This is a genomic window from Collinsella sp. An7 (genome assembly GCF_002159335.1).
In the GTDB taxonomy this organism is placed as follows: Bacteria; Actinomycetota; Coriobacteriia; order Coriobacteriales; family Coriobacteriaceae; genus Coprousia.
Window position 1 is genome coordinate 228,698 of record NZ_NFHP01000002.1, and the last position, 15,567, is coordinate 244,264.

The window sequence follows — 15,567 nt, forward strand, 5'->3', positions numbered from 1 at the left end:
ACATAACCTGTCCCCCTTGTCACATGGCGAGGGCGGCGCGGGCGCTCGCAGCGTCGACCGCAAGCCCCACGCTTGCAAGCTCGGCAAGCGCGCAGGCAAAGACCGCGTCGATGGGCTGCGAGGCGTCCACGAGCTTCACGCGCCCGGGCTCCTCACGTGCGATGGTGCGGTAACCTGCCGCCACGCGCTCCTGATAGGCAAGGCCCTTGGCCTCGATACGGTCGGGCGCGCCCTCGCGCGCTGCAGCCCGGTGCGCGGCCTCGTGCGGATCGATATCAAAGACGAGCGTGAGGTCGGGCACGCAATCCCCCGCCGCAAGGGCGTTGGCGGCGCTCGCCGTCTCGCGCGGCACGCTCCCCGCGCACGACTGGTACGCGGTGGTGGAATCGTAGAACCGGTCGCACAGCACGACCTTCCCCGCTGCGAGCGCGGGACGAATGGCCTCGTGCACGTGCTGGGCGCGCGCCGCCTCGTAGAGCAGAAGCTCGCAGGTGTCGCACATGGCGGCGTTGGCGGGGTCGAGCAGAAGGCTCCGGATCTTCTCCGAGATTTCAACACCGCCTGGCTCGCGCAAAAGCACCGCGTCGCGGCCGGCATGCTCGAGCGCCGCCTTGATGAGCCGCGCCTGGGTGGACTTGCCGCACCCGTCGATACCCTCGAGCGTGATGAACATGCCGCGCCCGCGATCGGCCGCCTGCTCGGCCCGGTCCGCGCTATCCGCCGTCGGCTGCTCGCACGCGCAGCAAGCGCGTTCCAGATTCTCCGCCATGGCTCCCCCTAGACTGCGCGATCCATGTAGTACTTGACGTTCTCCTGGTACTCGGGCCATCCCTCGGGGTGGAAGTCCTGCACCCAGTAGCCGAGGGCGCGCGCCGACACGATCGAGGCGGTTGTCGACACAAAGAAGATCGCGAAGCAGAGCACGAGCGTGATGGGAATGAACGATACCATGAGCGAGAGCATCTGCGCCACGATGTACGAATCGGGCAAGTAGGCGCTCGGCATGCTGTATGCCACCGACGCGGCAGAGCCCACCACCACGGCAAACCAGACGACCTCGCACAAGAGCGTCACCGCGATGGAGATGATCGCGGGCGCCCACGTGGCGGCAAAGATCTGGCCGGTCTTGCCCGGCGCGGCAAAGAGCGACCAGGCGCGCTTGACGTTGAGGCCCGAGCGCACGCGGCCGCAAAGCGCTGTGCGCATGTACATGGCGGCAAAAAACGGCAGGCAGCAGATGATGAAGGCAATGACGAGCAGCACGTAGACAGCCCCCAGCCCCAGCGCGCCAAAGACGGTGGCCGAGAGCAGCGCGAGCACGAAGAGCGCGACGGTCATGATGACCGAGACACCGTAGATGTAGAGGCCGTTATCGAGCACGCCGGGGCGCACGATCTTTTGCGGCAGCGGCAGGTGCCGGCCAAGCGCCTGCTCGCGCGCCCAGGTGTAGACGTAGCCGTTGAGCACGAGGCTGCCCACGCCGGGCACAAACTGAAAGAGCGCGAGCTTGAAGATGATCCAGAGCTTGCCGGGGGACGCCTTGAAGTCCATCCAGGCGCGCTTGAGCGGGCTCGGCTGATAGACGGGCTGCGGGGCGATGGAGGTTTCGGGCGCGCCCGGGAAGGTCTCGGTGGGATTGGTGCCGGTGGGCGCCGCAGTGGCGCTTGCCGAGGTGTTGCCGGATGCGGCGCCGGCGGACGCGGCCGCGGTGTTCTCTGGGGCACCGTTCTGCGCGGACGTCGGCTGCTCGGGGGCTGCGGAAGCCTGCGCGGACCCAGACGCCACCGGCGCGTCGTCGGACGGCTCGCCGGCGACAGACTCGCTCGTTGCAACAAAGAGCGTGCCGCACTGCGGGCAGCACGCATTCTGGGGGTCGGCTGGCTCAAAAGTAAACCCACAGGTAGGGCAGGTGGCCATGATGTCTCCTCTGACTGATGGGGCGCGGGCGCCGTGCGCTGCGCCGCCGATTCCGGGCGCCGCACACGGAGCGCGGCGTCCGTCCATTGTAGCCGATAGCCAACCGGCCGGTGAACGCGCCCCGCACCGGCAAAGCGCCCCAGCCGCGCGACGACGTCCGAGTGCTGCGCACCGTTTGCAGACACACCCGGCAAGCAAAAAGCCCCACCCGGAGCCCACCTCACCGCAAGCGCAATCGTCGCGCAAGTGAAACAAGCTCCAGACGGGGCCCTCAGCCAATCAACCGCGCAGCTGCCCTACGCGTCCGACCCCTTGCTCGTCTTGGTAGACGTCTTCTTGGCCGTTGTCTTCTTGGCAGCGGTCTTCTTAGTAGCCGTCTTCTTTGCCGCGCCCTTCGACGTCGTGCGCTTGGCACCGGGCTTTGCCGCCGCCTTGGAACCGGCGCGACCGCGGCCTCGGCCGGAGGAGGCCTTCTGCTCCTTGCCCGGGCAGTCCATGTTCACGCAGATCCGCCACGGACCGCGCGCCGTCTCAACCACCACGATGGGCGCGCCGCAGTGCTCGCACACCTCGCCCGTAGCCTCGAGCTTGCCGCGCGCCGGCAGCGGGTAGGAGACCCCACACTCGTCGTAGTTGGTGCAGCGGATGAAGCGTTTGCCGCTGCGCTCGCTCTTGTGCGCGATCAGGTCGCCGTGCCGACCGGCCTCGGCGCACACGCGGCACTCGCCCACCTTGAGATCGGGCTCGTAGTTGGTGGGGCACTTGGGGTTCACGCAAACCTCGTAGGCCTTCTGCCGGAACGGCTGACACTTGATGCGCGGCGCTCCGCACTCCGGGCACACGGCCGCCTCGCCCTCGAGCGGGCTCACCTTTACGCCGGAGGGCACCGGGTAGGTCACGTCGCAGTCGGGCCAGCCCATGCACCCGATAAAGCTTCCGCGCGTCTTGGCGGAGGTCTTCATCACCAGGTCCTTGCCGCACTTGGGGCAGGTCCCCACGCGCGCGTCGGCCGTCACCGCATCGGCTATCGCCTCGCCAAGGTCGTCCTTGTGCTCAATGAGCGCATCGAGCATGCCGGCAAGGAGCGCCCGCGAGTGCTCGACCACGTGGTCTTGGGTGTCCTTGCCCTCGGCCACACGGGTCATATCCTCGTCGAGCTCGGCCGTCATCTCGGGCGTGGTGATGCGCGGTGCAAACTCGTGCAGCGCGTCCACGATGGCCATGCCCAACTGGCTCGGCTCGATGGGGTCGTTTTTGAGGTAGCGCACCTGGTAGAGGCGCTCGATAATCGAGGCGCGGGTGGACTTGGTGCCAAGGCCCCGCTTCTCCATCTCCTGCACGAGGCGCCCCTGGCTGTAGCGAGCGGGCGGCTCGGTCTGCTTGGCCTCGAGCTTGATGTCGCGCACGTCCACCGTCTCGCCCTCGGCAAGCTGCGGCAGCTGCTCATCGCGCTTGAGGCCGTAGGGGTACGCCTCGCGGAACCCCGCCTCTACGAGCACATCGCCCGAGGCGGTAAACGGCTCGCCCGCAACATCGATCGAGAGCTTGGTGTTCTCGATGGTCGCGGGGCCCATGAGCGTTGCCAAGAAGCGCCGCGCGATGAGCATATAGAGCTTCTTCTGGCCGCCGTCGAGGGTCTCGGGATCGCCCTGGCCCGTGGGGTGGATGGGCGGGTGGTCGGTGGTCTCGACCTTGCCGCGCGTGGGCTTCATCGGCCCGGCGAGCACCTTTTGGCAGACGGGTCGGAGCGCCGGCGAGCCCGCCGCGAGCCCCTTGACCACACCCGCAATGTCGAGCGAGCGCGGGTAGACGGTGTTGTCGACGCGCGGGTAGGAGATAAAGCCCGCCATGTAGAGGCTCTCGGCGATACGCATGGTGCGAGCCGGAGAGATGCCCTCAGCCGCCGCGGCCGCCTGGAGCGCCGTGGTGTTAAAGGGGATGGGCGGCTGCTGCTTGCGGCTGCGTTTGGCCACCGCGGTAACGGTGCCCGTGGAGGCGTGCTCCACATGCGCAAAGGCCGTCTCGGCTGCATGCTTGTCGGTAAAGCGCGCGGTGGCGTGCGCGATCTTAAAGTCGCTCCCGTCCACACCCTGGGCCGCCGCCATGCCGCGAATCTGCCAGTAGTCCTCGGGCACAAAGGCCATGCGCTCGCGCTCGCGCTCAACCACCAGGGCGAGCGTGGGCGTCTGCACGCGGCCGGCGGAGCGCACGTTGCCAAAGCCGCCAAAGCGCGCGAGCGTGAGGTAGCGCGTGAGGACAGCGCCCCAGATGAGGTCGATGTACTGGCGGCTCTCGCCGGCATCGGCAAGGTCCTGGTCGAGCGTGACGAGGTTCTCGAAGGCGTGGGTGACCTCGCCCTTGATGAGCGCCGAGTACCGCGCGCGGAAGGCTGGCACGTCGGGCGCCACCTCGCGCACCATGTCGAGCGCGTCGGAGCCGATGAGCTCGCCCTCGCGGTCGAAGTCCGTGGCGATGATCACGGCGTCGGCCTTTTTGGCGAGGTTCTTGAGAACGCGGATGATCTCCTTCTCGGCCGGCTTCTTGAGCACGGGGGCCCAGGTGAGGTAGGGCAGGCTCTCGACCTTCCAGCCTTTGAGCGAGATGCCGTTGGCGAGGAAGGGCTTGCGCTTGCTCTGGTAGGGCGGGCGCGCAAGGCCATCGGGGATGTCGGCGGGAAGCACCTCGCCGTCCTCGGTGAGGCTGTACCAGCCCTGCTTCTTATCGAAAAGCACGTCGTCGGGAAAGTCGGGCGCCAGGATGTGCCCGGCGAGCCCCATAGAGACCCACTCCTCCCCGTCCACCTCAAACCGGTAGACCTGCGTGTTGTAGACCTTGTCGTTTTTGGGTTTGGTGGTGGAGAGCAGCTGCGCGATCTTTTGCGCGGCGATGTTCTTCTCTGCAACGACGAGCTTCACGGGGGCACCCCCTGGCCGGTACGGACTGGGACTGACGCGCGTTGGGCCGGACCGCGCGGCGGGCGCGCGGCGGGCGGCGCATCTTTGCGGGACAGTATAAGCGACTTAGCGAGGTCTACGAAATGCACAGATTTGCCCGGCGGCGCGCTCGCGGGAGAAGGTGGGCCGTCTTGGATGGGTTAATTAATTGCCCGAATGCTGGCAAACTCATATTTCAGCGATTTTTGTCCAGGATCTGTACCTGCGGTTATTGTGCGTTTTCCGAGATAGTTATGGGTGTTTTCAAGTGGACAAAAATCGCAGTAATACGAGCTTCACCTTTTACGTGGAAGCCGTGAGGATGACTTTCCATGCTCACCAACAATAGTGACTGCATGGGTATGTCTTTTAAGCATATTGTCCTTGTGTTTGGCCACACGCGCCCTACACCGTGAGGAACACCATCGCAATTATGAGCGCAAAGCCCGCAAGATCCGTCGGCGCAAAGAACGTGCCCAACAGAAGCGCGCTCGTGACCGTGGCCGAGATGGGCTCAACCGTGCCGATCAGGCTCGCACGCATGGAGCCGATGTCGCGCACACCCTGCATATATAAGAAGTACGCCAAAAACGATCCCACGAACGCCAACACAGTAAAGGCGCCCCACCCCATCGCGTCGAAGGCGGGCATGTTCGTCCACGGCTGGATGAACGCGCTCGACACGAGGCCCGAGATGAGCATGCCCGACCCCGTGACGATCGACGAGCCGTAGCGCCCGAGCAGCCCTGCGGGGATGATGGACATGCACGCCGCCCCCACCGCCGCAACGAGCCCGATAACAAGCCCTTCTGCGGGGATGGCGAGGTTGGCCGGGTTGCCGCCCGTGGCGATGAGATAGGTCCCGGCGAGCGCCAGCGCCACACCCGCAAGCTCGCGGCGGCGCGGGGCACGCCGGGTGCGCAGACACGCGTACACCATGATGATCACGAGCTGCAGGCACTGCAGCACCGTTGCCGTGCCGGCGTTGGTGAGGCGCACCGCCATGAGGTAGCCAAACTGGTTGAGGAGCACGCCGCCCAGGGTGAAGACGAGCAGGATCGCCAGGTCGCGTGGAGTGCGCCAGAGCTTGATGAAGCGCGCGCGGTCGAAGGCGAGGATAGGGATGAGAAAGAGCAGGCCCGAGCAGATCTGGCGCGCGCACATAAGCCAGAGCGTGTCGACCTGGTAGTTGTCGAAAAGAAAACTCGCGCAGGTGCCCGAGAAACCCCAGAACGTACCGCCCGCAAGCGTGGCCGCAACGCCCATGATGAGCTGGCGGTTCTCAGAGGCGTTGAGGCGTTCGCGGATTCCGCGGCGCTGGGCGCGGTCTGCTGCGGAAGTGCCGTAGGGAGCGGCGGACTGCACGGCGGCAACATCCTGCACAGCGCCGTTCTCCGCGGCCCCAAATCCCCCTACGGCATCCCTCTGCTCAGTTCTCTCGGTCATGATCCCCCCTTGGTCCAGGGGCCACCTTACCGCATGAACTCATCGGGTTAAAGTGAAAACGCCAACTTCCCGGACCGGGTGCAAAACTTGCTCCCGCGCGCTAAAGCGTGTGCTGGCGGTTATGTGACCGAGTCAAATGGCTCACCGCGGCTACACGTATTCGTCATCCGGCACGCTAAAGTACGTACTGGGCAGACGCGGAGACACACGTGCGCAGCACGCGTTCAGCATTGCGCCCGGAAGATTTGAACGGGCAATCCGGATTGCGATTCTTACGATAGCGACCCCAGACGGAAAGAAATGAGTGAGTAAGGTTTGCCGCGTTAACGGATTATTGCTCGTGGCCGTCGGTCGTGTTCGACGCAGCGGGCGCCGCAGCCGACCCGTCGCCCAAGCGCGGGCCGGGCGCGAGGTAGCGCGCGCAGCAGCGGGGCACGGCCCAGATGGCGATACCGATCCAAACGACACTGGTGATGATGTTGGTGAGGTCCAAATCGGAGAAATCCGTCAGCTCGAGGACAATCGTCACAACGTTGGGAATGAACCCTACTAGTCCGACAAGCCCTGCGTAGAGCAGAAACGCATCTCGCTTACTCCAGTGATTCTGCTCGACACAGAACTCACCAGGAAAGGCCCGAGCAAAGTAGTCGCGCTTGATGGCCTTGTATGCACTCGAGAGGATAATGAGCGTCACAATCAGAAACACAACGTCGATCAACGCGATCCAAATGTAAAAGTAGAATGACTGGACAACATCGAGCTGGAACGGACGATAGCCAAGAACAATCATCACCCGGAGTACGATAAGCGCCACCACAAGCACAACGTTGGCCACCACCGTATACACCGCATAGCGCTTGAAGGCGCGTCTGGCCTTCTCCCCCATGACCTGCCACGACGCCTTGAGCTGATTGACGATGCCCTCCATGATCGTTCCTTCCCCCGAGGCCAATCGTATGGTAGCTATACCCCCCCTAGGGCCTAAGTTGAGCGGCGTACAAGCCATTTCGCCAAGCGGCGCAAACAATTTGTTGATGGTCGCCCGAGCGGCAACGCGGTTGCGCTGCGTTTGCGGCGCCCGCCGGCGCGCGCCCGCGCGCAGACCGCCCGCCTCGCAACATCCGTCCGCACGGCGCGGCATACCGCCTGATGGGTATAAGCAACCTCGTTCCACCATCTGATGTTAAGGAGCGCCATGTCCGCCACTACCCCGTCCACCGCAGAAACCGCCGCCCCCGCCACGAGGGCCGCCGAGAGCGCCGCGCCCGACTCCCCCGAGGGAGCCTCCCCCAAGGGAGCCGCCACCGCGGGCGAAACCGCACCCGCCGCCTCCCCCGCCCGCGTGAGCGCGGCCACGCTGCTCGCCCCGGGCGCCGAGGTCTCGGGCTTTACCGTCACCCGCACCGAGACCATCCCCGAGCTCGACGCCGACGCCTACGTGCTCAGCCACACCGCATCAGGCGCGCGCCTCCTCTACCTCGCCTGCGACGATGAGAACAAGGCCTTCGCCATCGCCTTTAAGACCCCGCCGGCAGACGACACGGGCGTCTTCCACATCCTCGAGCACTCCGTCCTCTGCGGCAGCGCCAAATTCCCCGTCAAGGAGCCCTTCGTCGACCTCATCAAGAGCTCGATGCAGACCTTCCTCAACGCCATGACCTACCCCGATAAAACCGTCTACCCGGTGGCCTCCACCAACGAGCAGGACCTCTTGAACCTCATGGACGTCTACCTCGACGCCGTGCTCAACCCCGCCATCTACACCAAGCCCACCATCTTTGAGCAGGAGGGCTGGCACGAGGAGGTTGAGCGCGACGCCACGGGCACGCCCCGCCGGCGCGTGAACGGCGTGGTCTACAACGAGATGAAGGGTGCGCTCGCCGACCCCATGGACGTGCTCGACAACGCCGTCAACCGGGCGCTCTTTCCCGACACGGCCTATGCGCACGAGTCGGGCGGCAACCCGGCGGCGATCCCGAGCCTCACCTACGAGGGCTTTCTCGATACGCACGCGCGCCACTACAACCTCGCCAACAGCTACATCGTGCTCTACGGAGATTTTGCCGACGTGCGCCGCGAGCTCGCCTTTATGGATGAGCGCTATCTGAGCGACGGCGCCCGCGCGGCCGAGGACGCCTGGCGCGCGGCGGCCGGACTCGACCCCCAGCACGTGGGCGCGCCCAACCCGCTCAAGCACCAAGACCCCGTTGTCTGCGACCACCTGCGCGTGGAGATGGAGACCACCCCCGACAACGCCCTCGTGGGCGCGGCCTACGTGCTGGGCGAGGCGGCGGACACCTTCCGCACCGTGGCGGCCGACGTGCTCTTTGACGCCCTCCTGGGCTCCAACGAGGCGCCCGTCAAGCGCGCGATCCTCGAGGCGGGCATCGGCGGAAACGTGCTCTCCTACACCTCGTCCGCGTGTCTGCAACCCTACGAGCTCATCATGCTACAGGGCGCCAAGCCCGAGATGGCGCGCACGTTTGCGCAAGTCATTGAGGATACCTGCCGCGAGCTGGTGGAACAGGGCGTCCCGCGCGACCGCCTGGAGGCCGTGATCTCGAGCAACGAGTACACCCTGCGCCAGCGCGACTACGGCACGGCCGACGGCGTGGTGCTCGCCTGCGATGCGCTCTCGACCTGGCTCTACGCCGAGGACACGCCCGAGACGCACGCCGCCACCGCCGCGCTGGAGTACGCCGACATCTACGCGCGCCTGCGCCGCGAGCTTGAGGGCGACTTCTTTGAGAACCTGCTGCGCGAGCTCGTGCTGGAGAGCAGCCACCGCGCGCTCGTGGAGCTTGTGCCAGTGGAGGGCGAGGCCGGAGCGGAAGCCGCGGCGGATGGCGCGGCCCCGGCGGACGCAGCCGCCGGCGAGCCCCTCACGCCGGAGGAGGCGGCACGCATCGAGGAGCGCGTGGCCGAGCTCCGTGCGGCACAGGAGGCTGAGGACACGCCCGAGGCCAAGGCGACGCTCCCCCGCCTCACGGTGGCCGATATCGGAGCAGCGCGCCCCGAGCCGCCGCTCGCGCTCGACCGCAACGCCCCCATCCCCTGCCTGGTGCACCCGCTCCCCACGCACGCGCTCGCCTACGCACTCACTTACTTTGACCTCACCCACGTGAGCTACGCCGAGCTCCCCTACGTCAAGGTCCTCTGCCGCCTGCTGCAGCAGCTCCCCACCGCGCGGCACACGGCCGCCGAGCTCGACAGCTACATCACCGGCAACCTCGGCTTTCTCTCGTTTGGCACCGAGGTCTTTCAGCAGGCCAACTGGCGGCTCGCCCGCCCCGTACTCTGCGTGGCGGCCGGCGCCCTCTCCGAGAAGATCGACGCACTGGCGAGCATCCCGCACGAGGTATGGTCGGAGACCCTCTTTGAGGACACCGAGCGCATGCGCGACGTGCTCGTGCAGCTCAAAATCGGCATGGAGCAGGCATTTCTGACCTCGGGCCACCAGGCGGCGCTTGCGCGCTCGCTCAGCTACGTGTCGCCCGCCGCGGTGGTTGCCGAGCAGCTCGGCGGCGTGGACTTCTACCGCTTCTTGACCGAGCTCGTGGAGCACTTTGACGAGCGGGCAGAGGACCTCTGCGAGAAGCTCCACGAGCTCTCGGGGCGCATCTTTACCTCAACGGGGACGGTGGCGAGCTTTACCGGCTCCGCCGAGGACTACAGTCGCTACTGGGCGGCGGCCGGCCCGCTCGGACTCGAGCCGCGCACCGCGCCCGCCAAGGAGCTCTACGTGCCCGCGCCCGAGCCCAAGCGCGAGGCCTTCGTAATCCCGAGCGACGTGTGCTACGCCGCGCAGGCAACCGACCCGCGCGCACTCGACATTGCCACCGACGGGCGCTGGGGCGTGGCCGCCGGTGCGCTCTCGTACGACTACCTCTGGAACGAGATCCGCGTTAAGGGCGGCGCCTACGGGTGCGGCTTCCGCGCGGCCGTCGACCGGCAGCTCGCCTTCTACACCTACCGCGACCCTGCCATCGACCCCTCGCTCGAGCGCATCGCCCGCGCCGGCGCCTGGCTCAGCTCGTTTGAGCCCGACCAGCCGACCTTTGAGGGTTTCTTGGTGGCAAGCGTGGCGTCGCACGACGCACCCGTTAAGCCCTACGCGCAGACCAAGCGCCGCAACGCCGAGTACTTTGCGGGGCGCGAGCCAGGCTTCCGCGACCAGGTGCGCGCCGAGATGCTCGCCTGTACCCCCGCCGACCTGCGCTCTCTTGGTGAGGACGTAACGCGCGTAGCCGCCGAGGCGCCCATTTGCGTCTTTGGCGGGCGCGCGATCATCGAGGCGAGCCAGCGCGACTGGAACATCGTGGACCTTATGGGCTAATGAGGCCGCCGGCGGTGCCGCCGCCGCATGACAATGGGGACAGGTTGTTTTGTCACGTGACAAAACAACCTGTCCCCATTGTCACAACTGGTAATCGCAAATGACCAGTTTTGGCGTAACTGGTAACTTTTGGTGACCAGTTTGGCGCCGCGTACTTAGGCATGCGGGCGAGCAATCGGGGAGTGCGACGGGGTGCTTGAGGAGCCCACGGTCCGGATGTCGTAGGGGGTCGTCTGGTAGACGTAGTAGTTGAGCCAGTTGGTATAGATGAGCTGCGCCTGCGCGCGCCAGGTGTTGAGCGGCGGGCGCGCCGGGTCGTCGTCCGGGAAGTAATGCGCCGGCACCTGGGGGTTCAGGCCGCGCGCCACGTCGCGCTCGTACTCGAGGGCGAGCGTGTCGGTGTCGTACTCGGGGTGGCCGAAGATAAAGAACCGGCGGCTGTCTGTCGACTTGACGATATAGAGCCCCACCTCGTCCGATGCCGCGATGACCTCGAGCTCGGGCACGCGGGCCACGTCCTCGGCGCGGACCTCGGTGTTGCGCGAGTGAACGGCATAGAACCGGTCGTCGAGCCCGCGCACCAGAGGCGAGCTCGGCTTGACGAGCCGGTGCTCAAAGACCCCCGACGCCTTGTGCGGTAGCGGATGCTTGTTGATGCCGTAGTGGAAGTAGAGCCCCGCCTGCGCGCCCCAGCAGATGTGGAGCGTAGAGTGCACGTGGGTGGTGGACCAGCTCATGATGCGGCAGAGCTCGTCCCAGTAATCGACCTCCTCAAAGGGCATCTCCTCCACCGGCGCGCCCGTGATGATGAGCCCATCGAAGCGCTCGTGGGCGATCTCGTCAAAGGTGCGGTAGAAAGTCTCGAGGTGGCTCGCCGAGACATGCGCCGCCTCGTGGCTCGCCGTGCGCAGCAGCTCGACCTCGATCTGCAGAGGCGTGTTGGAGAGCTTGCGCATGATCTGCGTCTCGGTGGCGATCTTGGTGGGCATGAGGTTCAGGATGAGCACGCGCAGCGGACGAATGTCCTGGTGGATGGCGCGATACTCGGTCATAACGAAGATGTTCTCGGCCTCGAGCGCCGCGGTGGCAGGCAGAGCGTCGGGGATGCGGATGGGCATCGCTACTCCCCCTCCGGGGCGGGCGCGATTGCAGGGGCGGCGGCCCCGGCGGAACCGGCGGCTGCCTCCGCGGGCGCGAGCGCATCCCGCCCCGTTGCCCCCGCAACCGGAACCCCTGCCTCGCTCGCCAGCTCGGCCTCCTCGGGGTAGTAGATGCCCCAGTCGTAGCGCAGGCGGGTCATAACGTCCATCACATCGGCCGCGATATCGATGAGCCCGGCCGCACGCTCGTCGCCCGCTACCGCGCGCTCGAGGTCGGCCACCTCGTAGGCGAGGGCATAGCCCTCCTCGCCCGCCTCGACGATCTCGCGGTGACCGTCCTCCGTCCAGGTGATGACGGCGCGGTCGGCACGCGGGTAGGCCTCGACCTCGATGTAGCAGCGGTCAAACGAGAGCATGGCGCGCTTGGGCTGTTTGGCGTGGAGCGAGAGCGAGAAGACGCCCAGCTGGCCCTCGGCGTTGCGCGTTACAAAGCCGCTCGTCTCGTCCACCCCCGTCACCGCGCGGTTGGCGAGCGAGACAGCCTCAGTAGGCGCGCTCGCCATAAAGAGCCGAGCGATGCTGAGCGCATAAACCCCGATGTCGAGCATGGCACCGCCCGCAAGATGCGGGTTGTAGAACCGGTTGGAGAGGTCGCCGTACTCCTTGTAGCTGCCAAAGTTTACCTGGGCAAGTACAAGCGGGCCAAACTCACCGGCATCTGCCCGACGGCGGAGCTCACGAAAAAGCGGCATGTGGAGGATCGTCGTGGCATCCATGAGCTGCACGCCATGCGCGGCGGCGATGCTGCGCGCCTCGGCGAGCTCGGCGGTGTTGAGCGTGATGGACTTCTCGCAGAGCACATGCTTACCCGCGGCGAGCGCACCGCGCAAGAAGGTGATGTGCGTGTTGTGCGGCGTGGTGATGTAGATGGCATCAATGGAGGGGTCGGCGTAGAGTTCCTCAAAGGTGTCGTAGACCCGCTCCACGCCCCAGCGCTCGGCAAAAGCGAGCGCCTTGGCGGGAGTGCGGTTGGCCACGCCCGCGAGCCGCCTACCAGCGAGCTCCATGACCTGCGCCATCTGGTTGGCGATGACCCCGCAGCCGATGACCGCCCATCTGAGCTGGGGCGCCGTAAAGATGTTCGACGGGAAGGGACGGTCTTGGACGGCAGCGTACGCCGCGTCGGACGCGGCGGCAGAATCGAGCGTGGTGGACAAACGCATTGACATAGCAGCTCCTCACCGAGGGTGCGCGGGACTGCGCACAGGTGAGACTCATTATAGCCGCGCCGCGCGGGGAGGCGGGGCGGGCGGAGAGGGTGCTGCCGGCAGGAGGCGCCGAGCGGGGGCGACGGTCACCGGCAACGGATTCGGCACCGCCGCCTACAAGGCACCCGGGCGCCCGCGACGGAGCGCCGCCAACCCCTCTACGCCGGCAGCGTGATAATGAAGACCGTACGCTCGGGGGTAGACTCGCACGCAATGGTGCCGCCGTGGGCCGAAACGATCTCTTTGGCGATGGCAAGGCCCAGACCTGCACCGCCGCGGTTGGTTGCGCGAGCGGCATCCAGGCGGTAGAACTTTTCAAAAATCACCTTGAGCTTGGGCGAGGGGATGGGGTCGCCCTGGTCCTCGAAGCGAATCTCCACCGGCGCGGCAACGGGTGTGGCTGCAGTGGCGCCCTCCACCCCAGTCGCTGGCGCCGCCGCGCGTTCCGCACCGGCCGGCCCCAGCCGGCGGGCGGTTACGCGGATGGTCGTTCCCTCGTAACTGTAGGCAATCGCGTTCTTCATCACGTTGTTGAACACGCGCGCCATCTTGTCGCCGTCGACGAGCACCACGAGCCCCTCGGGCACATCGATCTCGGCCGTCTTGTGCTGTGCCGCGAGCGTGGGATAGAACTCATCGGCCACCTGCGCGAGCATAAGGTTGAGGTCAACGTAGCCGCGCGTGAGTACGATATCATGAAAATCAAAGCGCGTGATGTCAAAGAACTCCTCGATGAGCTCGTCGAGCCGGTGCGCCTTCTCGAGCGCCACCCCCGTAAAGCGCGCCCGCTGCTCGGCCGGCAGGTCGGGCGCCTCCTCCAAAAGCGACAGGTACCCCACCACGCTCGCGAGCGGGGTCTTGAGGTCGTGCGCGAGGTAGGTTACGAGATCGTCCTTGCGGCCCGCCTCGTCGCGCAGGGCCTGCTCGGCGCGACGCTCGCGCTCGCGCACCCGGGCGAGCGCGCTCTCCACCTCGAGGAAGGTGCCGTCGAGCCCACGCCAGTCGTCGGGCCGCTCGATCAGCCGCTCCTCCAGATGCTCCGCGATCGTGTGGTCGGCCTCCTCCTGCCCGCGCTCAAACCCAAAGCGGTACATCGAGCGGCCGGCAAAAAACGCCCCGCACACGGCCACTGCCAGCAAAAAGCCGCAAAACATAAAGAGGTGATCGAGCCCAAAGACGATCGGCATATCGACGCTCTCGCTCACGAGAAAGCCGATAAAGATGACGGTGAGCCAGGCCGCGCCGCCCATTACCACGCAACGACGGGCCGAGGGGAAGCGGTCGATGGCGAGGTAGCCCACAAAGAGCAGCACCACAAAGAGCAGCAGGCTATCGAGCCCCACAACCACAAAGAGCAGCACAAAGAGCATCGAGATGGCGAGCGCCCGGTTGTCGAGAAGCCTGTCAAGACGATGGACGAGCTCCTCGTTGGGGTCGGTGGGCGGCATGTCGGCAAGAACCGTGCTGGGGTCGACCTCGGGCATGGTGCCCTCAGCTAAGGGCGCGGTACCGGGGGTGCCAGTGGCAGACGCGCCGGTGGCAATGCGGGCAGGCTCATCGGCATCCCAAAACGGCGTGGGCGGTTGGACGTGGGGGGCGCCTTGGCCGTACGCGGGGTCGCCCTGCTGGACCTCGCCGACCTGGGGCCGCGCGCCCTTGCCGACGGCGGATGCTGAAGCAGACCCCGAAGCCGCATCATCACTCTGCTCATCCAACCCGCCACCAACGGCGGAGCCCGCTGAGCTTGCCGGTGCCACAGGCGCCCCGGTTACCGGGTGCACCGGCGCGTGCGCCGCGCCGCGCCCCTTCCAGTCCCTTAACGCCATGCCGGCCTCCTCTACCGCCTTAAGCGTCTATGGTGTAGCCCACGCCCCAGATGTTGCGGATAAACCGCGGGTTCTGGGCGTCGTCGCCGATCTTCTCGCGCAGATGCCGAATGTGCACCATGACCGTGTTGTTGGAGCCCGCCATAAACTCCTCGTTCCATACCGCGCGGAAGAGCTCCTCCACGGGCACCACCTTGCCGCGGTGCTCCACCAGGTAGAGCAGGATCGCGTACTCGAGCGGCGTTGTGCGGACGGGCTTTTCGTCCACCGTCACCTGGCGCGCGTCGCGGTTGATGGTGAGGCCGTTCACGCTCAGCAGCGAGTCCTCCGTCTGGTCGCGCGTGCCGTAGCTCGTATAGCGCCTGAGCTGGGCCTTTACGCGGGCCACAAGCTCCAGCGGACGGAAGGGCTTGACCACGTAGTCGTCGGCCCCGAGCGAGAGGCCCTCGATCTTGTCTGCCTGGGCATCGCGAGCGGTGAGCATGATCACCGGATAGGTGCGATTGGCACGGATGGTGCGCAGCAGCTCAAAGCCGTCGATATCGGGCAGCATGATGTCGAGGATGGCAAGGTCGAACTCGTGCGTGAGAATCTCACGCGCGGCGTCGGCACCGTTGTAGGCGAGCGTTACCTCGTAGCCTTCGTTCTGGAGATAGATGCCTACCAGGTCGGTAATGGTGTGCTCGTCGTCAACCACAAGGATGCGCGGCACGGTCTTGGTATCGGTATCCACAAAGCGCT

Annotated in this window: 10 protein-coding genes; 1 reads left to right on the plus strand and 9 read right to left on the minus strand. The window is 66.2% G+C overall.

Features of this window, described 5'->3' with window-relative positions; genetic code table 11:
* Window positions 1-19: 19 nt before the first annotated feature.
* The 5 genes from tmk to B5G20_RS03215 all read right to left on the minus strand — a co-directional run bounded on the left by tmk (window position 20) and on the right by B5G20_RS03215 (window position 7,224).
* Window positions 20-769: a dTMP kinase gene (gene tmk, locus B5G20_RS03195; RefSeq protein WP_087354987.1), complete on the minus strand. Its 750-nt coding sequence runs from the start codon at window positions 767-769 to the stop codon at window positions 20-22.
* Between the two features lie 8 nt (window positions 770-777).
* Complete coding sequence (locus tag B5G20_RS03200) at window positions 778-1,917, minus strand: DUF4013 domain-containing protein (RefSeq protein WP_143750206.1); 1,140 nt, start codon at window positions 1,915-1,917, stop codon at window positions 778-780.
* 296 nt (window positions 1,918-2,213) lie between these two features.
* Window positions 2,214-4,832 carry a DNA topoisomerase I gene (locus B5G20_RS03205; protein ID WP_087354991.1) on the minus strand — a complete coding sequence of 873 codons (2,619 nt, stop codon included), beginning with the start codon at window positions 4,830-4,832 and terminating at the stop codon, window positions 2,214-2,216.
* Window positions 4,833-5,255: 423 nt separating this feature from the next.
* Window positions 5,256-6,296 (minus strand): EamA family transporter, encoded by a 1,041-nt coding sequence (locus tag B5G20_RS03210; protein WP_087354993.1) that lies wholly within the window; start codon window positions 6,294-6,296, stop codon window positions 5,256-5,258.
* Window positions 6,297-6,627: 331 nt separating this feature from the next.
* Entirely contained in the window at window positions 6,628-7,224 is a 597-nt protein-coding gene (locus B5G20_RS03215; protein WP_087354995.1) for a hypothetical protein, read from the minus strand.
* Between the two features lie 267 nt (window positions 7,225-7,491).
* Between B5G20_RS03215 and B5G20_RS03220 the strand changes: the two genes are divergently transcribed.
* A complete protein-coding gene (locus tag B5G20_RS03220; protein ID WP_087354999.1) occupies window positions 7,492-10,632 on the plus strand; it encodes an insulinase family protein in 3,141 nt (1,046 codons plus the stop codon).
* A 155-nt stretch (window positions 10,633-10,787) separates the two neighbouring features.
* Here the strand turns inward: B5G20_RS03220 and metA are convergent, their stop codons facing one another.
* The 4 genes from metA to B5G20_RS03240 all read right to left on the minus strand — a co-directional run bounded on the left by metA (window position 10,788) and on the right by B5G20_RS03240 (window position 15,538).
* Window positions 10,788-11,750 carry a homoserine O-succinyltransferase gene (gene metA, locus B5G20_RS03225; protein ID WP_087355001.1) on the minus strand — a complete coding sequence of 321 codons (963 nt, stop codon included), beginning with the start codon at window positions 11,748-11,750 and terminating at the stop codon, window positions 10,788-10,790.
* Window positions 11,751-11,752: 2 nt separating this feature from the next.
* Window positions 11,753-12,961 (minus strand): Gfo/Idh/MocA family oxidoreductase, encoded by a 1,209-nt coding sequence (locus B5G20_RS03230; protein ID WP_087355003.1) that lies wholly within the window; start codon window positions 12,959-12,961, stop codon window positions 11,753-11,755.
* Between the two features lie 197 nt (window positions 12,962-13,158).
* The gene (locus B5G20_RS03235; RefSeq protein WP_239286844.1) at window positions 13,159-14,826 is read right to left on the minus strand and encodes an ATP-binding protein; all 1,668 of its coding nucleotides are present in this window, start codon (window positions 14,824-14,826) and stop codon (window positions 13,159-13,161) included.
* Window positions 14,827-14,845: 19 nt separating this feature from the next.
* On the minus strand, window positions 14,846-15,538 hold the full coding sequence (locus tag B5G20_RS03240; RefSeq protein WP_239286863.1) for a response regulator transcription factor: 693 nt from the start codon (window positions 15,536-15,538) through the stop codon (window positions 14,846-14,848).
* Window positions 15,539-15,567: the final 29 nt, after the last annotated feature.